This is a genomic window from Sphingopyxis sp. Soil_C_28 (assembly GCF_057657055.1).
In genome coordinates, this window is the sequence record NZ_JBDGJE010000001.1 from 398936 (window position 1) to 422212 (window position 23277).

At 63.4% G+C, this 23277-nt stretch carries 18 protein-coding genes; 10 read left to right on the forward strand and 8 right to left on the reverse strand.

Annotated elements, in window-relative coordinates; translation table 11 throughout:
- Positions 1–10 precede the first annotated feature (10 nt).
- Genes AC3A43_RS01810 through AC3A43_RS01820 form a run of 3 tightly spaced genes read left to right on the forward strand, consistent with a single transcriptional unit; the run spans position 11 to position 2570 of the window.
- Positions 11–757, forward strand: coding sequence for a FadR/GntR family transcriptional regulator (locus tag AC3A43_RS01810; RefSeq protein ID WP_487790836.1), 747 nt, complete (start codon positions 11–13; stop codon positions 755–757).
- The gene (locus AC3A43_RS01815) at positions 757–1554 is read left to right on the forward strand and encodes a 2-keto-4-pentenoate hydratase (protein ID WP_487790837.1); all 798 of its coding nucleotides are present in this window, start codon (positions 757–759) and stop codon (positions 1552–1554) included. The genes AC3A43_RS01810 and AC3A43_RS01815 overlap by 1 nt, the downstream gene beginning before the upstream one ends.
- Entirely contained in the window at positions 1551–2570 is a 1020-nt protein-coding gene (locus AC3A43_RS01820) for a sugar kinase (protein WP_487790838.1), read from the forward strand. Before AC3A43_RS01815 ends, AC3A43_RS01820 begins: the two co-directional genes overlap by 4 nt.
- Positions 2571–2622: 52 nt before the next feature.
- Here AC3A43_RS01820 and AC3A43_RS01825 read toward each other — a convergent pair whose 3' ends face one another.
- From AC3A43_RS01825 to AC3A43_RS01840, 4 genes are all read right to left on the reverse strand, one after another.
- A complete protein-coding gene (locus AC3A43_RS01825) occupies positions 2623–3564 on the reverse strand; it encodes a tetratricopeptide repeat protein (RefSeq protein ID WP_487790839.1) in 942 nt (313 codons plus the stop codon).
- On the reverse strand, positions 3561–4625 hold the full coding sequence (locus AC3A43_RS01830; RefSeq protein WP_487790840.1) for a dipeptidase: 1065 nt from the start codon (positions 4623–4625) through the stop codon (positions 3561–3563). Before AC3A43_RS01830 ends, AC3A43_RS01825 begins: the two co-directional genes overlap by 4 nt.
- 92 nt (positions 4626–4717) lie before the next feature.
- Positions 4718–5380 (reverse strand): helix-turn-helix domain-containing protein, encoded by a 663-nt coding sequence (locus AC3A43_RS01835; protein ID WP_487792007.1) that lies wholly within the window; start codon positions 5378–5380, stop codon positions 4718–4720.
- A 151-nt stretch (positions 5381–5531) separates the two neighbouring features.
- Complete coding sequence (locus AC3A43_RS01840) at positions 5532–7973, reverse strand: TonB-dependent receptor plug domain-containing protein (protein WP_487790841.1); 2442 nt, start codon at positions 7971–7973, stop codon at positions 5532–5534.
- A gap of 181 nt (positions 7974–8154) precedes the next feature.
- Here AC3A43_RS01840 and AC3A43_RS01845 point away from each other — a divergent pair, with 181 nt between their 5' ends.
- From AC3A43_RS01845 to AC3A43_RS01865, 5 genes are all read left to right on the forward strand, one after another.
- Positions 8155–9501, forward strand: a complete 1347-nt coding sequence (locus AC3A43_RS01845; protein ID WP_487790842.1) for a metal-dependent hydrolase family protein — start codon at positions 8155–8157, stop codon at positions 9499–9501.
- 50 nt (positions 9502–9551) lie between these two features.
- Positions 9552–11114: an L-piperidine-6-carboxylate dehydrogenase gene (amaB, locus tag AC3A43_RS01850; protein WP_487790843.1), complete on the forward strand. Its 1563-nt coding sequence runs from the start codon at positions 9552–9554 to the stop codon at positions 11112–11114.
- A 29-nt stretch (positions 11115–11143) separates the two neighbouring features.
- The gene (locus AC3A43_RS01855) at positions 11144–12139 is read left to right on the forward strand and encodes a tetratricopeptide repeat protein (RefSeq protein WP_487790844.1); all 996 of its coding nucleotides are present in this window, start codon (positions 11144–11146) and stop codon (positions 12137–12139) included.
- A gap of 74 nt (positions 12140–12213) precedes the next feature.
- The gene (locus AC3A43_RS01860; protein ID WP_487790845.1) at positions 12214–13623 is read left to right on the forward strand and encodes an amino acid permease; all 1410 of its coding nucleotides are present in this window, start codon (positions 12214–12216) and stop codon (positions 13621–13623) included.
- A gap of 95 nt (positions 13624–13718) precedes the next feature.
- On the forward strand, positions 13719–14897 hold the full coding sequence (locus AC3A43_RS01865) for an aminotransferase (protein WP_487790846.1): 1179 nt from the start codon (positions 13719–13721) through the stop codon (positions 14895–14897).
- 354 nt (positions 14898–15251) lie between these two features.
- Here the strand turns inward: AC3A43_RS01865 and AC3A43_RS01870 are convergent, their stop codons facing one another.
- The 4 genes from AC3A43_RS01870 to AC3A43_RS01885 all read right to left on the reverse strand — a co-directional run bounded on the left by AC3A43_RS01870 (position 15252) and on the right by AC3A43_RS01885 (position 19893).
- Positions 15252–16793 (reverse strand): sulfatase-like hydrolase/transferase, encoded by a 1542-nt coding sequence (locus AC3A43_RS01870; RefSeq protein ID WP_487790847.1) that lies wholly within the window; start codon positions 16791–16793, stop codon positions 15252–15254.
- Positions 16794–16814: 21 nt separating this feature from the next.
- Complete coding sequence (locus tag AC3A43_RS01875; RefSeq protein ID WP_487790848.1) at positions 16815–18200, reverse strand: class I SAM-dependent methyltransferase; 1386 nt, start codon at positions 18198–18200, stop codon at positions 16815–16817.
- A 4-nt stretch (positions 18201–18204) separates the two neighbouring features.
- Positions 18205–18414, reverse strand: a complete 210-nt coding sequence (locus tag AC3A43_RS01880) for a hypothetical protein (protein WP_487790849.1) — start codon at positions 18412–18414, stop codon at positions 18205–18207.
- Between the two features lie 141 nt (positions 18415–18555).
- Complete coding sequence (locus tag AC3A43_RS01885; RefSeq protein WP_487790850.1) at positions 18556–19893, reverse strand: MFS transporter; 1338 nt, start codon at positions 19891–19893, stop codon at positions 18556–18558.
- A gap of 169 nt (positions 19894–20062) precedes the next feature.
- Here AC3A43_RS01885 and cyoA point away from each other — a divergent pair, with 169 nt between their 5' ends.
- Both cyoA and cyoB read left to right on the forward strand, forming a co-directional pair.
- The gene (gene cyoA, locus AC3A43_RS01890; RefSeq protein WP_487790851.1) at positions 20063–21247 is read left to right on the forward strand and encodes a ubiquinol oxidase subunit II; all 1185 of its coding nucleotides are present in this window, start codon (positions 20063–20065) and stop codon (positions 21245–21247) included.
- Between the two features lie 17 nt (positions 21248–21264).
- Positions 21265–23277, forward strand: a complete 2013-nt coding sequence (gene cyoB / locus AC3A43_RS01895; protein WP_487790852.1) for a cytochrome o ubiquinol oxidase subunit I — start codon at positions 21265–21267, stop codon at positions 23275–23277.

A 23277-nucleotide genomic window follows, 5' to 3' on the forward strand; every position in this document is an offset into this window, starting at 1 on the left:
ATGATTGACCATGGCCGAACGCCGCCTTTTCGAAGATGTCGCCGACACGATTCGGCGCCAGATTCTCGACGGAAGTTTTCCGCCGGGAACCCGGCTGCCCGGCGAGCGCGAACTGTCCGAACGCTTCGAAGTGAGCCGGGTGACGATCCGCGAAGCCGAGATTGCGCTGCAGGCGACGGGATGGATTCACATCCGCACCGGGGCCGGCGCCTATGTCGAGGCGATTCTTCCCGGCGACAACGCGATCCTGCCCAAAGTCAGCGCGTTCGAGCTGACCGAAGCGCGCTCGCTGTTCGAGGCCGAGGCGGCTGCGCTTGCGGCACCGACGATATCGGCCGAAACGCTCGCGAAACTTGACGCGCTGCTCGACGCGATGGCCGACGAAAGCGCGAGCGAGGAAGAGATCAGCGCCATCGACCGCGAGTTTCACATGACGATCGCTGCCGCATCGAGCAACAAGGCGATCATCCATGTGATCGAAAGCCTGTGGCGGATGCGGATGGAATTGCCCGAGGTGCGGAGCAGTCATTCGCTGGTGTGCCGCAAGGACGGCAGCGCGCGGCAGGCCGAGCATGCCGATGTCGTCGCGGCATTGCGCAATCGCGATGCGACGGGCGCGCGGCTCGCGATGCGGCGCCACTTCAACCGCCTGATCGAATCGATGCTCGACGAGACCGAGGAACGCGCGATCGTCGAATTGCGCCGCCAGTCGGCCGAAAGCCGCGAACGCTATCTGCTGAGCGCAAAACTCGCCTGATGTCGGGCGCGCCGCCTCCACCGGCCGTGCCGGATCCGGTAGCGGCGCTGCTGGATGCGCGCCGCTCGGGGCGTGCGCTGCCCGCTTTTCCGGCGCCGGTGCCCGCGACGCTGGCCGAGGCCTATGGCATGCAGCAGCGCCTGACAGCCGCGCTGGGTGCGCCCGTGCTCGGTTGGAAAGTCGGCCGCATCCCGCCGGCATTGATCGATATTCTGGGCGCAGAGCGCGTTGCCGGGCCGGTGCTGAGGGTTGCCGAACTCGACGGCGATGTGCCGGGCGAAGCGGCTGTGTTCGCGGGCGGCGCGGGTGCGATCGAGGCCGAGGTCATGTTGCGCCTTCGCGCGGTGCCCGACCGGCTGACCGGCGGCGACGATGGCGCGTTGTGGGTCGACGAAATTCGCGCGGGATTCGAGGTCGCCAGCTCGCCCGCGCCCGACGTCCACGCGCATGCGCCCTATGGCATCATCGCCGACATCGGGATCAACAACGGCCTGCTTCTCGGTCCGCGACTGGACCATGACGATTTCACCACGCTGGTCGTCGAAACGCAGATCGATGGCGCAACGGTCGGAAACGGGCGCGCGATAGACGTGCTCGACGGTCCTTGGGGCTCGCTCAACTTTCTTGTCGAGCTTCATCGGCGCGGCGTCATCGCGCTGAAGCCGGGGCAATGGATTTCGGCCGGGGCGATTACCGGCGTGCATCCGATCGGCATCGGCCAGATCGCGACCGCGCGCTTTGGTGCAGCCGCGCATATTGCCTGCATCGCCGTTACGGAAACCGGATTCAAAGCATGATTGCACCTCAGGGGACCGTTGCCTGTTTCGGCGAGATCGTCATGCGCGTCTCGATTCCTCATGGGGAATTGCCGTTTCAATCGGCGCGGTTCGACGCGCACGTCGGCGGTGCCGAGGCGAATGTCGCCGTCGCGCTGGCCACGCTCGGTCACGACAGTGCGATGGTCAGCGCAGTCCCCGACGGTCCGATCGGCGACGGCGTCCTGCGCGAGTTGCGCCGTCACGGCGTCGACGTCGCGCCCGTGCTTCGCCCCATGGGCCGCATGGGATTTTATTATTATCTGCCCGGCGGTCCGATGCGTCCCGCGGAGGTCGTCTACGACCGTGCCGGTTCGGCGTTTGCCGAGGTCGGGCCGCGGGACTGGGATTGGGATCATCTGCTGGACGGCGTCGGCTGGCTGCACGTGTCGGGCGTCACCCCGGCGCTGGGGCCGGGTAGCGCCGAGGCCGTACTCGATGGCGTCACGCGCGCGCGCGCGAGGGGGATCGGGGTGTCGTTCGACGGCAATTGGCGCGGGCGCCTTTGGGATCGCTGGCAGTCCGATCCGGTGGCTATACTGAGCCCGATCGTCGCGCAGGCGACGGTGCTGTTCGGCAATCATCGCGACGCGGCGTTGCTGCTGGGCCGCGAATTTTCGGGCGATGGCGAAGACCGGCGGCGCGAGGCGGCGCTGGCGCTGCTCGATCATTTTCCTTCGCTCGACTATGTAGCGTCCACTGCGCGCGAGATATTGGGGCCCGACACGCACCGGCTGACGGCGCGGATCGACACGCGCGACGAAGGCGGGACGAGCGATCCCAACATTGTCACGCCGGTGATCGACCGCGTCGGGACCGGCGACGCGTTCGCAGCGGGCGTTCTCGACGGATTGTGGAGCGGGAAGGGCCTCGCGGACGCGGCGAAACACGGCCTTGCGCTGGCGGCGCTGAAACATGGTCTCTACGGCGATTTCGCGCCTTTCTCGCGTGCCGCGATCGAAAGCGCGTCCCATGTCGCGCAGGACATTTCGCGCTAGACCCACTCGGCCGCCCTATGATCCGCCCGGCGGATCATAGGGCGCTTGCGGTTCAATAATCCTTGCGATCGGGGTGTGCGAGTTCGGCTTCGGATGGCCAGTGCCCTTGCGGATTTTCGCGGACGATTTCGGCGAGCAGCGCCTTTGCGCCGGCTTCGTCACCGGCAAAGCGGCGCTCCATCGCGATGGCAAATTTGATCGTGCTGTCGCGTTCATCCTTGAATGCGGCCGGATCGAGCCGACCCTGCATGATCTGGACCGCCTGATAATAGGTGAAATTCTCGATCAGTTTCAGCCCGGGCTCGATGGCATCGATCGCCGCGCGCGCCTTGTCGTGCTGGCCCATCTTGCGATAGGCGAGATAGGTCCAATAAGCCGTCGGCACACGCATATCGTCGCGCGCGAAATCGGCCGAAAGCTCGAGCGACCTGGCCATGCCCGTGACCATCGTCGGATAGTCGCCCGTCGCGAAACTGGTCTGGGCATGATAATAGACGATATTGCCCCGATAGGTGCTGATCGTCAGCCCGATCGGGTTGGGCATGCCGTCGGGTTCGAAACTGTCGGGGGTGTCGCCCATCAGCGCCAGCGCCTTGTCATAGTCGGCGAGGGCATCCTTGAACCGGCGCGCGCGGGTCAGGTCGCGCGCGCGAAAGCGATAGAGTTTATAGCTGCCGGGGAACTGCTTGATCCCCGCGGTGAAGGCGTCGACGGCGTCGCAGATACGGCCCGCATAGTCGAGGCGGCGACCATACCAGATGTGCATATCCTCGCGATCGGGCGCGATTTTGAGCGCGGCCGCGGCAATCGCAATATCCTCGTCGAGGATCTTTTGCGTCTTCACCGAAAACTTCGGTATCGTCAGCGCGGTGCCGATCATGCTGGTGGCGCAATTCCCCGCGTCGGCGCCAGGGACAGTCGCCGACGCGGGGGCTGCCATCAGCAGCAAGGCAAGAGCGAGGCTGGAGCAGCGGGCAGCGCTACGCGGGTTCATCCGATCACTTCCTGATAGATGCGGCGAACGTTCGTCCCCATGATCTTTTCGACGGTGCTTGTCGGATAGCCGAGCTTGCGCACGCCATCCCACACCACTTCCATGCGCCGCGGGCCGTTGAGTTCGTTGATGAACAGCGGCCAGTCGGGTTCGTGGAAGTTGGCGCCCTCTTCGGCCTTCAGTTCGGCGATATAGGCGTCGGTCATTTCGACGACGCGGTGGTCGCGGTCGCTGCCGATCGCGACATGGTCGGCGCCCATCACTCTGACGGCATGGTCGATATGTCGGAAATATTCGGGCAGTGCGTCGTCGCGCTTGGTCGTCAGGAAGGGCCGCATCTGGCAGATCCCGGCGACACCGCCCTTGTCGGCGAGCAGGCGGAGGTTCGCGTCGGTCGTGTTGCGGATATTGCTGTGTACCGCCATGCACGCGGTGTGCGAGACGATAACGGGGGCCTTCGACGCCGCGATCGTATCGGCCATCGTCCGCATATTCGCATGTGACAGGTCGATCAGCATGCCGCGCGCGTTCATCCGGCCGACGAGGTCGCGACCGAAATGGGTGAGGCCGTTCGCGCCGAGTTCCTTGCACCCCGCGCCCGCCCAATTCTGGTCATTGTAGGTGATCTGGGCCGAACGGACGCCGAGCTTATAGAAGAGATCGACATTGTCGAGGTCGCGCCCGAACTGGGTGCTGTTCTGGAAGAGATAGAAGAGTGCGAGTTGACCGTGCGCCCGCGCGACGTCGATGTCGCTGGTCTTGGTGGCTTTCAGGAACAGTTCGGGATGCGCCGCGATATGCGCGTCGTGGTCGAGGACGGCCTGCACCGCTTCCTCATAAGCCTGGCCCTCATACGCCTTGGGGTCGCAGAGCGTCACCGTGATCGCGTCGAGCCCGCTCGCGCGCATCTGGCCGATCAGCGCCGCGTCATATTCGAAGCGAACCTCGCCCATGGCATCGAAGGTGAGGGGGCGAGCCGCCGCCCGCGCCGCCGCGCCCGGCGCGAAAGCGACAGCGGCCGAAACCGCCGCCCCCGACAGGATGAATTTCCGTCTATCCATAGCTTCGCCCTCTCCAATTTTTCTATTGGAAATAAATTAGCGGATAGGAAAATTATTGCAAGCCCTTAGATGAGCGGGCGGCGATTGCGCGATCAGCCGGTGTTGACCCACAGCACGACGGCGTCTTCCTCGCTCGTCGAGTAACAGGCATGTTGCATGCTGCTGTTGATATAGATGCTGTCCCCGACGCCGAGGAACGCGGGTTCGTAATGTTCGGTCTGGAAGCAGATTTCGCCTTCGAGCACGTAGAGGAATTCCTCGCCGCTGTGCTGCGACCAGGTCTTGAAATCCTCCAGGCTGCGCGCCTTAATCGTCGTGACGAACGGCAGGATTTTCTTGTTCTTGAGCTCGGCGGCGATGAGCCGGTGGCGGTAAACCGCGGTTTCCATCAGGCGGCCGGCGCCGTCCATCGTCACGCTGCGCCGTCCCGCGGCATCCTGACCCGAATTGCCCGCGAACAGCTCGGTAATGTCGATGTCGAAGCCCGCGGCCAGCTTTTGCACGACGTCGAAGGTCGGCGACATCTGGTCGTTTTCGATTTTCGACAGGGTCGAGGCGGCAAGCGCCGTCAGCCGCCCTGCATCTTCCAATGTCATCCCGCGCTCCTTGCGCAGGTGGCGCAGTCTTTCGCCCAGGTGAAAGCCTTCGGATCGGGGGCGTTTCATCGTGCGCACAGCGCCCAATACTTCCGGCTCATCTCCATTTCTGGGCGGCATAAGTCTCCAATCCTTAACTTGCTCGAGATCGTACTGCATCGGCGATTGGAGGAGGCTGGGGGGAGGTCCGGCCAATCAGCCGCTGCAATCATAATACACAAATTTCCGATAGGCTACGGAATTGGCATATCCGCTATGCCAATTCCGTATATGCCCACCGGAAATATACGCCGATCTCGAACAGACGAGATCAGAATTTATACTTAGCATTCAAATAATAGAAGCCGCCGGCGACCCCGAATACGCTGTGGTTGTCGTAGATCAAACCCGAGCGTGCGCGGGCCGGACCGCGGCCCGGCGGGAAGATGTTGAAGATGTTGCGCGCGCCGACGCTGAGGTCGACTCCCTCGATGCCCGTATAGGTCACTTCGGCGTCGAACAATGTGACGGCCTTGCGCGGCAGGAAGGTGGCGCCATCCAGACGGCGCCAGGCGCCATAGTGGTTGGCACGGCCCATGAAGGCGAAATCGCCGACCTTGGTCGTCGCCGAGAAATTGCCGCGCCAGCGCGGCGTGCCACGTTCGAACTCGGTCACGATCGCCGACGTGAAGCCCACCGGCGGCGCGCCGCGCAATTGCTGTTCATTATAGTTCACAGCGAGGCTGAAATCGGTCGAGGCATTGTCCGACCAGGTCTGGCGATAGGTGCTGACCAGATCGAACCCGCGAACGCGCGTGTTCATTTCGTTCTGGAAATAGCGCACATCTTCGATGTCCGCCCCATTGGGGAATCCCAGCGCAGCCAGCGCGGCGCGTTCCGCCGCAGTGGTTTTGCGCGAAGGCGTCAGCAGCAGGCGATCGTCGACCTTGATCTGATAAAAGTCGAGCGTCGCGAGAAAGCCGTCCAGGCCCGTGAAGACCATGCCCGCCGACATGTTGAACGAGGTTTCGGGCTTCAGGGAGTTCGAGCCGAACACCTGCGCTGCGGGCGAACCCGGTACCAGCACGGCGTCGAGAATGAAGCCGCCGAGGCCGTCGAGCTGCGAGGTCAGGCTGGTGCCGAACACCTGGCCGGCGGCCGGAGCACGGAAGCCGGTGCTGACCGAACCGCGCAGCGCGAACGCATCGCTCAGCTCGAACCGGGTGGCGGCCTTGTAGCTGAAGTTCGTACCGAACTGGTCGTAATCTTCGTAGCGGCCGGCGACCGACAGGTTCCACCACGGCGTGATATCTGCATCGACTTCGGCGAATACAGCGTAACTCGCCGAGTTGAAGCTGCCGGCGAATTCCGGGGAGAAGCCCTGGAAGCCGTTCGATCCGGCGGGCAGATCCTGCAACGGACCGGTGGTGTAGCTGGCTTCGTCGCCGCGGCCGATGACATAGGTTTCCTTGCGATAGCTGGCGCCAGCGAAGGCAAGGATGTTTTCGCTCAGTTCATAGGATGTTTCGGCATCGAACTGGATTTCACGCTGGGTCAGCGAACCCGGCTTGAACGAGGTCGGCGAATTGACGCCCATCGAGGCGTTGATCGTGCCGGTGATCGTATAGTCGACGGTGTTGGTGCCGTAGCGCGCCGACAGATCCCACATCCACGGGCCGACCTGATCGCGCAAACCGACCAAGGCACTGAAATCTTCCAGATGACCCTCGAATTCCGGGGTGAAGCCGCCCGGATAGATTGCCGCAAGGTTGAACGCTTGCGGATGTGCCGGGGTGAGGTCGAAGGCCGAATTGGCATAGGTACCATGGCCATTGACGCCGCCGGCGGTAAAGGGCTGGCGCAGGCCGAATGTGACCGAGCTCTTGCCCGTCATATAGTTGCCGAACGTATAGGCTTCGAGTTCGTCACCCAGCTCGATGCCCGCGTTCCAGACCGATTTGAACGCCATGTAACGCGGATCGAGATTGCCTTCGGGATGTTCCGGCACGCCGGGTACACCCAGGGCCCGCAGCGCGACCGCGCCGGCGTGGCTGGCCTTTTTGGCATAGGCCTTCGCCTGATCGGTATATTGGGCGGCGATGTTGAAATAGGCATTGTCGCCGACCGGAACCGCGAGGTGGCCCTGAATGTCGTAGGTGCGCCCTTCCGACTGATAATATTCACCGACCTGAGCCATGATCGACCCGCCGCTCCTGGCCTTTTTCAACTCGAGGTTGATCACGCCGGCGATCGCGTCCGACCCATATTGGGCCGACGCCCCGTCGCGCAGCACTTCGACACTCGACAAGGCGATCGAAGGGATGACGTTGAAATCCTGGCCCTGCGAACCCGAGGTCGAGGCGTGGCCGGTGCCGATCTGCACGATTGCGGCGCGGTGGCGACGCTTGCCGTTCATCAGCAGGAGGACATGGTCGGCCGGCGAACCGCGCAACGTGATCGGCCGCACGAAAGACGAGCCGTCGTTGCCCTGAAGACGCTGGGCATTGAATGCGGGCACCAGCGTGCGCAGCGCGTCGTTGACGTCGGTATAGCCGGTCGCGGTGATATTTTCGGGCGAGATGACGTCGATGGCGACCGAACTGTCGGTGATCGAGCGATCCTTGCGGCGCGTCCCGATGACCACGATGTCGTTGCCGCCTTCATCGGTGTCGGCGCCTTCGGTTTCCGGCGGCGCGGTCTGAGCCTGTGCGACAGGCGTGATCGCGAACGCGATAGCCGATGACAACAGCAGGCGTGAAACGAACTTCGACATTTTTCCCTCCTTGGTAACCCATTTCCCCACCCCGAAACCTTTAGATTTCCGGGGCCAGTCCTATTCTTCATAATTTTCCTATCATAAAATTTATTGCCCAACTAGCAAAATATTCCTATGTGGGGGTTGCGGGGCCAGAGACGATCTTTGGCGCCGCGGTCCGCGGGAGTTTTTTTACGTAATGGACATCGCCAAGCCGCCCGCGCTCGACCGGCCGATCCGCCGCAGCGGCGCATTGTCGTTATCGATGCTGTGTCTTTTGCTTTCGGGCACTGCGGGCGCAACCACGCTAACCGCCGATAAAGGCCTGGTGATTCACGCGGGGGCGGTCATCGCGATACCCGGCGAACGGACGCTCGGCCCCACGACGATTGTCGTTCGCGACCATAAGATAGCCGAGATCCGCGCTGGCTATATCGACTTTCCCGATACGCCCACGATCGATCTCAGGGACCGAACCGTGATACCCGGGCTGATCGACACGCATGTCCATTTCAGTTTTGCGCCCGAGACCAAGCTATGGTCGGCGGCGATCGATACGCCCGAAGACGTTGCGCTGTTCGCCTTTTCCAATGCGAAAAAAACTTTGGAGGCCGGTTTCACGACCGTTCGCGACGTCGGGTCGGACGGCTATTCGATCCACGCGCTTCGCGACGCGATCAACGACGGCACCGTCACGGGACCGCGTATATTTCTGTCGGGCACCTCGCTGTCGATCGTCGGCGGGCATGGGGACATGTCGGGGCTCAACCGCAAGACGACCGAAGCGCTGTACCCCTATGATTATACCGGAGCGTGCACCGGCGCGGTCGAATGCGCTCTGCGCGTCCGCGAAGCGGCAAAATATGGGGCCGACCTGATCAAGATCACTTCGACGGGCGGCATCATGTCGCAGCAGGCGCGCGGGCTGGGACAGCATCTGAGCGATGACGAACTGACGTCGATCGTCACCACCGCGCACAGCCTGGGACTCAAGGTCGCGGCGCACGCCCATGGCGGGGAGGGCGTTGCCGCGTCGGTTCGCGCGGGCGTCGATTCGATCGAGCATGGCACCTGGCTTGACGAAGAGACTGCGAAGCTGATGGCCAAGCGCGGCACCTGGCTGGTGCCGACGCTCGGGCTGCTCGATTCGCGGAAGGAGGGCGATGCCAGTCCCGCCGTTCAGACGAAGATGGCCGAAGCGCGGCGCGTTGCCGGGCGGAATATTCGCCTCGCGGTCCAGCACAAGGTCCGCTTCGCGTTCGGCACCGACGCCGGCGTGTCGCCGCATGGCCGGAATGCCCGGCAGTTCCGGCATATGGTCGAGCAGGGGCCGATGACGCCGATGGCGGCGCTTCGCTCGGCGACGGTCGATGCCGCCACGCTCCTCGATCAATCGGCCAATCTGGGGTCGATCGAGGTCGGAAAATTTGCCGACATGGTCGCCGTCAAAGGCGATCCCACGCGCGACATTTCGGTGATGGAGCAGGTCTCCACCGTCATCAAGGATGGCCGCGTCATCGTTCACGATCGGAACAATCGGCCCTGAATCGGGGCGGTTCGCCCTATATTTTCGCAACGCTTTTTACGGACATAAAAATGAACGCTATCGACACGTCTCTTTCCTCCCCATCGGCCCCCGGTGCCTTCGCCGGGACCATCGCCGATATTTTCGGCGAACTCGGGCTGTCGCTCGCCGACGATACGGGTTCCGGTCTCGGGGTCTTCTCACCGATCGACGGGGCCGAGCTTGCGACGCTGAAAATGCACCAGCCGGCCGATATCGATGCGATGGTCGCGAATGCGCAGACCGCCTTTCTTGCGTGGAAGCAGGTGCCGGCACCGCATCGCGGCGAGCTTGTCCGGCGCTATGGCCAGCTGGTTCGCGAGCATAAGGAAACCCTGTCGCGCCTGCTGACCATCGAGAATGGCAAGATCCTGACCGAGGCGCGCGGCGAGGTGCAGGAAGTCATCGACATCTGCGAATATGCCGTCGGCCTGTCGCGGCAGCTTTTCGGGCTCACCATCGCGTCGGAGCGCGCCGAGCACCGGTTGACCGAATATTGGCACCCGCTGGGCGTGCTGGGCCTGATCTCGGCGTTCAACTTTCCCGCTGCGGTCTGGGCGTGGGGCACGACCGTCGCGCTCGTCTGCGGCGACAGCGCGATCTGGAAGCCGTCGGAAAAGACGCCGCTGACCGCGCTCGCCTTTGGCAAGCTGCTTCAAAAGGCGGCGGCAGACTATGAAGTGGCCCCCGACCATCTGGTCCAGATCGCGATCGGCGAAGCCGCGTGCGGTACCATGCTGGCCGACCATCCGGGCGTCGCCATCCTCAGCGCGACCGGCAGTGTCCGCATGGGGCAGGATGTGGGCGTGCGGGTGCAGCGCCGGTTCGGCCGGCCGGTTCTGGAACTCGGCGGCAACAACGCTGCGATCGTCGCGCCCAGTGCCGACATCGGGCTGGCGCTGCGGGGAACGATCTTTGCCGCCACCGGGACATGCGGACAGCGCTGCACCTCGCTGCGCCGCCTGATCGCGCATGACGATATTCGCGCCGATTTCGTCAAGCGCCTGGTCGCGGCGGTCGGCAGCCTGCGGATCGGCAGCCCGCTCGAGGACGATACGCATGTCGGTCCGCTGATCGACAAGGCGGCGTTCGACGGGATGCAGCGTGCGCTCGAACAGGCGCGCCGCGAGGGCGGGATCGTCCATGGCGGCGAACGGATCGATATCGACGGGGCGGCGGACGCCTATTATGTCCGCCCCGCGATCGTCGAAATGCCCGCGCAGACCGACATCGTTCGCGAAGAGACCTTTGCCCCGATCCTCTATGTCCTGCCGTACAGCGACCTTGAGAAAGCGATCGCGTTGCAGAACGGCGTGCCGCAGGGACTGTCGTCGTGCATCTTCACCAGCGACGTGCGCGAGGCCGAGACATTCCAGTCGGCGGAGGGCAGCGACTGCGGGATCGTAAACGTCAACATCGGGACGAGCGGGGCAGAAATCGGCGGTGCATTTGGCGGCGAGAAGGTCACTGGCGGCGGCCGCGTGTCGGGTTCCGACAGCTGGAAGAATTATATGCGCCGCGTTACCGCGACGGTGAATTATTCGACATCGCTGCCGCTGGCGCAAGGCGTGAAGTTCGATCTCGATCTCGATTGAAGACAGAATATTTGTTCGGAGAGGATTTAATGATGAAACCCAGGCATTTGAAATTACTGGCGTCGCTCGGCCTGTTGCTGATCGCCGCGCCGATGTCGGCGACGGCGCAGGAAGGGAGCTTTCAGGGCACGTCGCTGCTTGGCCAGCCGATGGTCACCAGCCCGGCCCGCAACGCGAATGTCGCCTCGACCGAAACGCTGGAACGCGCGGCGCGCGATGCCAAGGCGGCTTTCGAGAGCAACATGACCGTCGACAGCGCGACCTGGTACGGCCGCATTCTCTTTTACCAAGGCTACACCAAGGAATCGGGGGCGGTTTACGATCAGGCGCTGAAGCGTTTCCCCAACTCGGGCAAGCTGCTGCGCCACCGTGCGCACCGCCACTTTTCGCTGCGCGAGTTCGATAAGTCGATCGAACTGGGGCTGAAGGCCGCGAAGCTGTACGAGAACCAGCCGCTGGAGCGTGAAAAGCCGGGTCCGGACTATTTCCCGGGCGACCCCGATGTCGTGCAATATTATCTCTATTATCACCTGGGTCAGGCCTATTTCGGCAAGCATGATTTCGAAAATGCCGCGAAATGGTTTGCCAAGTCGGCCGAGTCCGCCGCCTTCACGCACGATGTCGAAGCGCGGACGGCGAACGGCTATTGGGAATATCTGTCGCTGGCGCGCGCCGGGAAGCTTCGCGAGGCGCAGAAGCTGCTCGACGATTATGATCTGACGCTGTTCGAAGTTCATCCGAAGGGCGGCTCGGATACCTATTTCGACGGTCTGCAGCTGTTCAAGGGCAATCGTGCCGCCGACAGCTTCTTCAGCGACAAGGACAGCGGCCGCGCCTTTGCAACCGCCGACGGGGTGGCGGCTTCGACCGCTTACAGCCTCGCCAACTATTATATCCTGAGCGGCGAGCCCGAGAAGGCGAAGCCATGGCTGAAGCGTTCGATCAACGTCGACAGCTGGAGCTTTTTTGCGCGCATCCAGGCCGAAGCCGACTGGTTGCTGCTGTTCCCGAACGAAAAGCCCTGAACGGACACAGCGAACGGACGGATGGAGCGAGCGGCGGACCCGAATGATCGGGCCGGATATTTGGGAGACATATCATGAATAACTGGACCCGCCGCAAACCCATCCCGCCGGCCGGCGAACGCAGCGCCGATGCGCTGCCGCCGAGCCTGTCCTGGCCGCAGCTCATGGCGCTGGGCGTCGGCGCCATCATCGGCACGGGCATCTTGACGCTGATCGGCGTCGGCGTCGACAGGGCAGGGCCGGCGGTGCTGTTGTCGTTCGCGATTGCCGGCGCGGTCTGTGCCTGCGCCGCACTGGCCTATGCCGAACTGTCGGCGATGATGCCCGCCGCGGGCAGCGCCTACAGCTATTCCTATGCCGGCCTTGGCGAAGCCTTTGCGTGGATCGTCGGGTGGAGCCTGATCCTCGAATATTCGCTGGTCGTGTCGACGGTCGCGGTGGGCTGGTCGGGCTATGCATCGCCGCTGCTCATGGGGGTCGGCTTTCCCGAGGCGTTGACGCGCGGCCCCGAACTCGGCGGCCTGATCAATCTTCCCGCCGTTGCCATTATCGCCGTGGTAGCGGGCCTGCTGCTGCTCGGCACACCCGAAAGCGCACGGATCAACGCGGTGCTCGTTGTCGTGAAGATCGTGACGCTGCTGCTCTTCGTCGGTTACACGCTGCCCTATTTCGATGCCGCGAACCTCGAACCGTTCATGCCGTACGGCTATGCCGTGAACGTCGGCAGCGACGGGGTCCAGCGCGGGGTCATGGCCGGCGCCGCGATCATCTTCTTTGCCTTCTACGGCTTCGACGCCATTTCGACCGCCGCCGAGGAAACCCGGCGCCCCGAGCGCGACCTGCCGATCGCCATCATCGGATCGATGGCGGCATGCACGATCATCTATATGGTGGTGGCCGCAGCCGCGGTCGGGGCGACCCCGTTCACCCGCTTCGCCGACAGCCCGGAGCCGCTTGCACTGATCCTTCGTTCGATCGGCCAGGCCGGCATCGCGCAGGTCGTGGCGACGACCGCCGTGGTCGCATTGCCGACCGTGCTGCTCGCCTTTCTGTACGGGCAAAGCCGGATTTTCCTCGCCATGGCACGCGACGGCTTTCTGCCCGAGCGGCTCGCGCATATTTCGAAGCGGGGGACGCCGACGCGCATCACGATGGTGACGGCGGTGATCGTCGCCGTCCTTGCAGGCCTTCTCCCCATTGGAAAAGTGGCCGCGCTCGCCAACGCCGGCACGCTGATCGCGTTCATGGCGGTCGGCATCTGCCTGTTGATGTTGCGGCGTACCGCGCCCGATGCGCCCCGGCCGTTTCGCGTTCGCGCCGTCTGGCTGGTCGGTATGGGGACCATCGGAGGCTGCCTCTATCTCTTCCTGAGCCTTCCGCTCGAAACGCTGTTGTCATGTCTGGCCTGGAACGTGATCGGGCTCACTATCTATATGGTATATGGGCAGCGCCGCAGCAGGCTGGGCAAATGCAACCCCGAATGATCGCGGATTTTTGATCCGCAAAGATTTTCTTGCGCTACATTTGCCGCGCCAACGCGCAGCTTGCTGACGGGATATTCAGCAGCAGGGCATTTCGAATGAGCCGCATACATCCGATCTACGACGCCATGGCCCCGACGATTTTCGAGCATATGTCGGGGCTGGCCGTCGCGCATGGCGCGATCAATCTGGGGCAGGGGTTTCCCGACGAACCGCCGTCGCCCGATATGGTCGAAGCCGCGGCGCGGGCGTTGCGCGAGAAGTCGAACCAATATCCGCCTGCCTTCGGTCTGGCGGAACTGCGCGATGCAATCTGCCGCTTCTACGAACGGCGGCAAGGATTGGAACTGGCGCGCGAGCAGGTGATCGTGACGTCGGGCGCGACCGAAGCCCTTGCGGCCACCTTGCTCGCGCTGGTCAAGCCGGGTGACGAGGTCATCCTGTTCCAGCCAGCGTATGACAGCTATGCGCCGATGGTGCGGCGCGCGGGCGGCACGCCGGTGTCGGTCCATCTGAGCCCGCCCGAATGGAATTATGATGCCGACGCGCTTGCACGCGCGATCACGCCGCGCACGCGGGCGCTGATCTTCAACGATCCGCTCAATCCCGCCGGCAAGGTCGCCAGCAAAAGCGAGCTGGGAATGATCGCCGAGGTGTGCCGGCGGCACAATCTGATCGCATTGTGCGACGAGGTGTGGGAGGATGTGCGCTTCGACGGCGCGCGGCACCGGCCGCTCTGGTCGCTGCCGGGAATGGACGCGCGGACGGTAAAGATCGGTTCGGCAGGCAAGATCTTCGGGCTGACGGGATGGAAGACCGGCTGGTTGTGCGCCGCACCCGATCTGGCGCGCGCGCTGGGCCGCGCGCATCAATTCCTGACCTTCACGACGCCGCCGGCGCTGCAATGGGCGGTGGCCGAGGGACTGGACCGCCCCGATAGCTGGTTTGCGCCGCAGCGTGCGGGCTGGGCCGCCTCGCGCGACCATCTCGTACGCGGGCTGGCCGGCGCGGGTTTTATCGTCCTGCCCGGTCAGGCGACATGGTTTCTCTGTATCGACCTTGCCGCATCCGGAATCGCGCTCGACGACCGCGCGTTCAGCGAGCGGGCAGTGCGCGAGGCGGGGGTTGCCTCGATCCCCGTTTCGGCACTGTTCGAGGGCGATGGCCCGCGACATATCTTGCGGCTTTGCTTTGCCAAGGAGACGGCGATCCTCGACGAAGCGGTCGAGCGGCTGGCCCGTTTCCGCGATAAATTATCGTCCGAAAATAAAGGCTAGGCCGCCTCGGGAAGCCGCATGCGGCCGGAAATTTTTGCTTTCGCGGCGTCAAGAAAGGGCGGCACGACTTATATCAATCAATAAGTAGATGAATGACAGGTATTCGGACCTCGCGGCTTCTGATGTCTGTCAGCTTGCTCCGCGTCATCACCGGCTAAAGCGTACGAAGACCGGCCCGTGTCGAATTCGTGCTTCCGTGAAGAAGATACGCGATGAGAAACCGGCCCCGTTCCGCCACCCGCCGCCGCCCCGCTGCGCAGCCTCCGCTGCCCCACCCGTCGTGGTCGACGCCGGTCGAAGGCGGCCGTGTGAGCGTACAGGAATTCTGGCGCCGCCTCGGCCTGTGATCGCCCCTTAGCGGGGCGCCTCGAGCTTCGTGCCGATGTCGTCGAATTGATAGAGGGCGGCATCGCTCCGGAACACATAGTGGCGCGAAACGGGGACCGGTCGGCGCGAGCCGAAATGATCCTTCAATATCGCCGGATAGATCTGCACCGGGGAGGCTGGCATCGTTTTGGGCGTCTGGCCCGAAGGATCGCGGACCGCGAGCAAAATGCCCATTTTTTCACGCAGCTGTTCGCCGTCGAGACGATGCCACGGAACCGGTACGGGGTCGGTGCCCAGCCCATGTTCATTGCCGACATAGGGGTTGGGCCACGGGCCTTCGTCGCTGTGGATCACGATCACGGCGGGCCGCGGGTTGGCAAGAATCGCATCCACAAGGCCCACAAGTTCCCGATTGGCAAACCGGATCTGGGCGAGATAATTTTCGTTGCGGGACGCTTTCGCGGCTGTCGCCAGCGTACGGCAACTGCCGTCGGCGTTCAGCACGAAGGGCGGGTGCGGCACGAGGAAATGGGCGAAGACCTGCTTGCGATCCGGATCTTTGGCCAGCGCGCGCAACCGGCGGAATTTCTCGTTCGCGCGAAAGCACTGGTCGCCGCGACCGTCGAGATAGGGTGCGCTTATCCGCTGCGTCCAGAAGCCCGCCGCAGACTGGCCGATGACGAGGCGGGCAAGTTGCGGCATGGCGCGAATGACCATCGATTCATCGGCTGCGGCGCTGAACCGCGTGGGCTCCCACCAGCTACCGGCGAAAATAGTGCGATACCCCATCTGGTTGAACAGCTTCAGCGCCGAACTTTCGCGCATGACGCGATAGATCGGAATCCAGTCGTCGGGCCGGCTTTTCATGTGCGGTGCCATCGGGTCGAGCAGGCGGCCGTTCATCGTCGAGGCGACCGAGTGGCTGGTCCGTTGATAGTTGGAGAACGCCTGATCCTGCACCGCGAAACCGCGCTGGCGCAGCGCGTCGATAAAGGGCTGGTTATCGAAGCCGTAGCGCGTTTTCAGCGTATCGGTCGCCGCATATCGGTCGAGCAGAATGTGCCACACATCGGGGCTGTCGGCCGAAACTGTGCCTTCGAGCTGGCCAAGGCTGGCCTCGGCCTTCGCGCGCTGCTGCTCGAGCTGAAACTGCTGGAATGCGAGCGGCAGGGCGTTGAGCGTGAATATCAATCCGCACAGGAGATTCACCCGCGCGTGGAGCGTGGAGAGCTTCGCATCGTCCGAGGGCAAGCGCCGATAGAGCAGGACCAGACCCGCAATCGCGCCGACATGGAGCGCGGCCTCGGCGACAAAGGGCAGCTTCAGCGGCGCGAACAACGCGGGAATGTAAAAGAAATAGAAGGCCGCCATCGCGGCGGCGAGTCCGGCGCGGCGCCAGTTTCCGCATAACAGGCGCAGCAGCCCGGTGACGAGAAGGGCGCCGAGGACGGTTACCAGCGCGGTCGGCCAGACACTTTCGAAACCGAGGCGCAGCCGGTTCCCGTTCCAATATCCCATCATCGCGATCAGCGTGACGAGCATGCCGGCGATGGGGGAGCGTGCCAGCACGCCAGCAGCGCCTTTCATGCGTCAGCTGCGGCGGTCATAGGCCAGAATCAGGCGCCCGGTTTCGGCGAGCCGCGTCTGCCGGACGATCCGGCCGCGCGCTTCGACATGATGCAGGAATGCTTCTTCGGTATAGTCCGGAAAGATATCCGGACGATGGCGCAGCAACTGCTGGACCATCGGATCGGATTTGGACGGGAACTCGATCACGCCGGCCGGAGCGAGGTTCATCAGCCAGTCGGTTGCCATGTCGAGCGGCACATTCTTGGCGATCGCCAAGTGGTGAATCAGCGCGAGCGCGAGCATCATGTCGGCGTCGGCCCGGCCCTGCAGCCCCATGCGTTCGGCGCTGGCCCATCCCTGTGCGGGGCTGGGGTTCGTCGCGTCGAGCCACAGCGGCAGCAGCGGTGCGCCCACTTTATCGCTATGCGCAAACGCGCGTTCCAGCGCGCCCAGATCGAAGTCGAAGCCGACGACGCTTCGCGCGCCCGCGTCGAGCGCGGTGCGACTGAATTCGCCGCTGTTGCAGCCGATGTCATAGAGCAGGCCGGGGTTTGCGCCGCTTACGGCACCAGCGATAAACTCATGCTTGGCGGCGCGGCGCGCGTCGTCGTAACTGTTGTTTTCGGCATAATCGTCCCAGACGGTCTTTTCCATCGGGAGCGCGAGGCCGGCAATATAGTCGCGCAGGCTGCGCAGGATTGCGACCAGCCGCTGCTTTGGCAATTTGACCTCGCGGCGCGTCTTGCCGTTCAGGCCTTCGGCAACCCGGTCGCGCTCGAACGCCGCGGGTCCGACGATATGCGCCAGCACGGTAAAGGAAAACCGGTCTTTCCATCCCAGCAGCTTGGCGAGATCTTCGGGCGCGATCCCTTCGAGCGCTCCTCGATACCAGGCGTGCGGGGCGATCCCCTTCTTTGCCCACAGGTACAGCGGATTGAGGAATTGCATGCCGAACTGACGCTGGCCGACCCAGGCCGACCCTTCCTCATAGGGGGTGATCGACAGATGATCGATGAACACGGGTTTGGTCCCGCGGAACTGGATATTATAGGCGGTCGCGTCCGAGAGCGTGAAATTCTTCTCGAGCAACGCCAGATGAAAATCGAGATGATGGAGCGCCGCCGCCTTCAGGCCCGAGAAACACCATTCATAAGGGTAGGATATATAGTCGAGCACCGGATGCTCGAGCCATTGGGCGACGCCCGGCGCCAGATCGCCGAGCCCTTCGCCCGACACGATGTCCGCGGGAAGCAGCCAGCCGCGCTCGATCATCTCGTCAAGGACGCCGCTGTCCTTCGCCGCACGAAACTGTGCGATCCCGCCATCGAAAATGGCCCGCAAAATGCGCTTGTCATGCCGCAGCACGCGACCGGACGGGTCGCGGAAAGAACCACCCTCGAATGCCATGGGTTCAGTCCTGCTCGCTGGTCTTTGTGCGGCTGAACACGCCCTTGATCTTCGACCAGTAGATCTTGCCGAACACGAGAACGCTCGCGACGGCGCCGGTCAGCGCCTGAAGCGCCATGCTGACGGTCGCTCCGTCCAGATAAGCGTGCGCCGGCGCGGGTGTCAGGACACCGAATACGACGATCGCAAACAGCGTGTTGGACAGAATTTTCATCAAAGAGCCCCTCCATTCGATGACCCATTGATGACGAAACATCCTCAACATTTGATTAATTTGCCGGAGATGGCCGCGCAAACGGCCGGAACGACGCGTGTGACGCCGCTCCGGCCGTTCGCTTCCGAACAGAACGCCGCGTCAGCCGATCGTGCTTGCCAGTTCGCGGTTGAGCCAAAGCGCCACAAGCGTGCCGATCGCGCCCGAGAGAAGATAGGCGCCCGCTGCGATCAGTCCGAACTGGCTCGACAGCCACAGCGCGACCATCGGCGCGAAGCCGGCGCCGAACAGCCAGGCGAGGTCGGACGTGAAGGCCGAGCCGGTGTAGCGATGGCGCGGCTGGAAATTCGACGACAGCGCGCCCGAAGACTGGCCGAATGACAGACCGAGCAGCGCGAAGCCGAGGATCATGAAGGTCGCTTCACCCGCACCGCCCGCGTCGAGCAATTGCGGGGCAAAGCCGCTGAACACGGCAATTGCCGCGGCGGTGCCGCCGAGCAGGGTGCGGCGCCCGACGCGGTCGGCAAGATAGCCCGACGCAATAATCGTCCCGATGCCCACCACCGCGGCGATCGCTTCGATCATCAGGAAGCGCACCGGCGTTTCTTCGGTGAACAGGAACACCCACGACAGCGGATAGACGGTGACCATGTGGAACATCGCAAAGCTGGCGAGCGGCGCGAAGGTGCCGATCAGGATCGTCTTCCATTCCGAGCGCACCGTTTCGAGCAGGGGCGCGGGCTGGAGGGCGCGGTTCTCGAACAATTCGGCATATTCGGGGGTCACGACGATGCGCAGCCGCGCGAACAGCGCGACGACGTTGATCGCGAAAGCGACGAAGAACGGGTAGCGCCAGCCCCACGCGAGGAAATCCTCGGCCGGCAGCGCCGAGATCAGGAACATGAAGAGCAGGCTGGCGACGATCAGCCCGAGCGGGGCGCCGAGCTGCGGGATCATCGCGTACCAGCCGCGCTTGTCTTCGGGCGCGTTCAGCGCGAGCAGCGAGGCGAGGCCGTCCCACGATCCGCCGAGCGCGACGCCCTGTCCCATTCGGAACAGCGCCAGCAGCAGCGCGGCACCGATCCCGGCCGATTCATAGCTGGGGACGAAGGCAATCGCGGCGGTCGATCCACCGAGCAGGAACAGCGCGATGGTGAGCTTTGCTCCGCGACCATAGCTGCGGTCGATCGCGGTGAAGATGATCGTGCCGACCGGGCGTGCTACAAAGGCGAGGGCAAAGATCGCGAACGACCAGAGCGTGCCCGTCAGCGGATCGAGGTGCGGGAATACCAGCTTCGGGAACACGAGCACCGACGCGATCGCATAAACGAAGAAGTCGAAGAATTCGGAGGTGCGGCCGATGATGACGCCGATGGCAATCTCGGCGGGGTCGATGCGGTGGCCCCCGTGGTCGTCGGCGCCGTGGAGGGCGCGGGCGTCGCGTTCGACCTCGGTGGTGGGCACGGTATCGGCAGCCATGGCAACAATCCTTGAGCTGGCGCCCTCCGCAAGACAAGATGCGGCGGCACGAGTCGGTCATAGGGCAAAAACACCCGGAATGAAAATGCCCCTGCGCCATGATGACGGGTCGCGGGATTGGACAAAATGTCCTATGTGCACTGCAACAAAGGAGGCCTAGGCGCGCATCATGCCAAGCAATCTCCCCCGTTTTCTCGCTCGATTGCGGCTCTTGCCGCTGCTCGCCGCGCTGCCCCTGATGTCGGGCTGCGGGCTGATCGTGCTCGACCCCGCCGGCGACGTCGCGCGTCAGCAGGGCGACCTGATCATCCTGTCGACCGTATTGATGCTGCTGATCATCGTGCCGGTGATGGCGCTGACGATCTTTTTCGCGTGGAAATATCGCGCGTCGAACAAAGAGGCGACATACAAGCCCGACTGGGATCATTCGACCCAGCTTGAGCTTGTCATCTGGTCGGCACCGCTGCTGATCATCATCTGCCTGGGTGCGGTGACATGGGTGGCGACGCATTTGCTCGATCCCTATCGTCCGCTCGCGCGCACCGGGCCGGGCAAGCCGGTCGCGGCCGAGGTCCAGCCGCTCGACGTCCAGGTCGTCGCGCTCGACTGGAAATGGCTGTTCATCTACCCCGAACAGGGCGTTGCGACCGTGAACGAGCTGGCGGTGCCCGTCGACCGGCCGCTGCGCTTTCGCATCTCCTCATCGTCGGTGATGAACAGCTTTTACGTGCCCGCGCTGGCGGGGCAGATCTATGCGATGCCCGGCATGGAAACCAAACTGCACGGGGTGTTCGACAAGACCGGCAATTATGAGGGCTTCTCGGCCAATTATTCGGGCTGGGGCTTTTCGAACATGCGCTTCGCGGTGAAGAGCCTGCCTGCAGGCGAGTTCGACAAATGGGTCGCGACGGCGAAGGCTTCTGCCGAAGGCGATCTCAGCCGCGCCGAATATCTGAAGCTCGAGAAGCCGACCCACAAGGAACCGGTCCGCCGTTTTGCCGCGAGCGACCCCCAATTGTTCGACGCGGTGGTCAACATGTGCGTCGAGCCCGGCAAGATGTGCATGCACGACATGATGTCGGTCGACGCCGCGGGCGGCGCGGGCATCGCGGGCATCGGCAATGTCCGGCAGGTGACTTATGACAAGTTCGCTGCGCGCGGCACCGCAGAAGCCGCGCGCTGGAGCATGCGCTATGTCGCGGCTTATTGCAGCGCGCCGGTGATGTCGAACGACCGTCCCGACGTAAAGCCCGTCGCCCCGGAAAAGCTGAAGGGTGAGGGCCTGCCGCATCCGTCCAAGCCCGAACGCACCGCGCTGCGCGCACCCGCCGCCGCCGAACGCCCGATGTCCTGAACGAGCCCGAGATCAACATGACCATCCCGCATCCCGCACCCGAAACCGGTCCGATCCTTGGCAAGCTGTCGCTCGAGGCGCTGCCGCTGCACGAACCCATCCTCGTCGCCACCTTCATCGGGGTCGTCCTTGGCGGCATCGCGGTGCTCGCGCTGATCACCAAGTTCCGCCTGTGGGGTTATTTGTGGACCGAGTGGTTCACCACCGTCGACCACAAGCGCATCGGGATCATGTACATGATCCTGGGGCTCATCATGTTCCTGCGCGGCTTTGCTGACGCGATCATGATGCGGCTGCAGCAGGCGTTGGCGTTCAACGGGTCGGAGGGCTATCTGACCCCGCATCATTACGACCAGGTGTTTACCGCGCACGGCGTGATCATGATCTTCTTCGTCGCGATGCCGTTCATCACCGGGCTGATGAACTATATCGTGCCGCTCCAGATCGGTGCGCGCGACGTCAGTTTCCCCTTCCTCAACAATTTCAGCTTCTGGATGACGACGTCGGGCGCGGTGCTGACAATGATTTCGCTGTTCGTCGGCGAATATGCGCAGACCGGCTGGCTCGCCTATCCCCCGCTTTCGGGCATTGCGTACAGTCCCAACGTCGGCGTCGATTATTATATCTGGGGGCTCCAGATAGCCGGGGTGGGCACGACATTATCCGGCATCAACCTGATCGTCACGATCCTGAAGCTGCGCGCGCCGGGCATGGGGCTGATGAAGATGCCGATCTTCACCTGGACCAGCCTGTGCTCGAACATCCTGATCGTTGCGAGTTTCCCGATCCTGACCGCAACGCTGACGCTGCTGACGCTCGACCGTTATGTCGGGACGAACTTCTTCACCAACGACCTCGGCGGATCGCCGATGATGTATGTGAACCTGATCTGGATATGGGGTCACCCGGAGGTTTACATCCTGATCCTGCCGCTGTTCGGGGTCTTCTCCGAAGTCACCTCGACCTTCTCGGGCAAAAGGCTCTTTGGCTATACCTCGATGGTCTATGCGACGGTGTGCATCACCATCCTGTCGTACATCGTCTGGCTGCACCATTTCTTCACCATGGGATCGGGGGCGAGCGTCAACAGCTTCTTCGGCATCACCACGATGGTGATTTCGATCCCGACGGGGGCGAAGCTCTTCAACTGGCTGTTCACCATGTATCGCGGCCGCATCCGTTTCGAACTGCCGATGATGTGGACCGTCGCTTTCATGCTGACGTTCGTCATCGGCGGGATGACCGGGGTGCTGCTCGCGGTGCCGCCCGCCGATTTCGTGCTGCACAACTCGCTGTTCCTGATCGCGCACTTCCATAACGTCATTATCGGCGGTGTCTTGTTCGGGCTGTTCGCGGCGATCAATTACTGGTGGCCCAAGGCGTTCGGCTACAAGCTCGACGTGTTCTGGGGCAAAATCAGCTTCTGGTGCTGGGTCGTCGGCTTCTGGGTCGCCTTCACGCCGCTCTATATCCTCGGCCTGATGGGCGTAACACGGCGGATGCGCGTGTTCGACGACCCGAGCCTGCAGATCTGGTTCGTGATCGCGGGTATCGGCGCGCTGATCGTTGCCGCAGGCATCGGCGCGATGCTGATCCAGTTCGGCGTCAGCATCTGGCGCCGCAAGGAATTGCGCGACCTGACCGGCGGCGATCCGTGGGAAGGCCGGACGCTCGAATGGGCGACCAGCTCGCCGCCGCCCGACTATAATTTCGCCTTCACGCCGGTGATCCACGATCTTGATGCCTGGTACGACATGAAAAAGCGCGGGCACCAGCGCCCGGTCGATGGCTATCGCGACATCCGCATGCCGAGCAATACCGGGACGGGGATGATCCTGTCGGGCTTCTGCCTCGTCATGGGTTTCGCGCTGGTCTGGCACATCTGGTGGCTTGTCGCGGTCAGCTTTGCCGCGACGATCGTCGGCGCGATCTATCACACCTTCAACTACAAGCGCGATTTCGACATCCCCGCGGCAACGGTCACCGCGGTCGAGGAAGCGCGGACCCGCCAGCTGGCGGCCGGAGCCTGA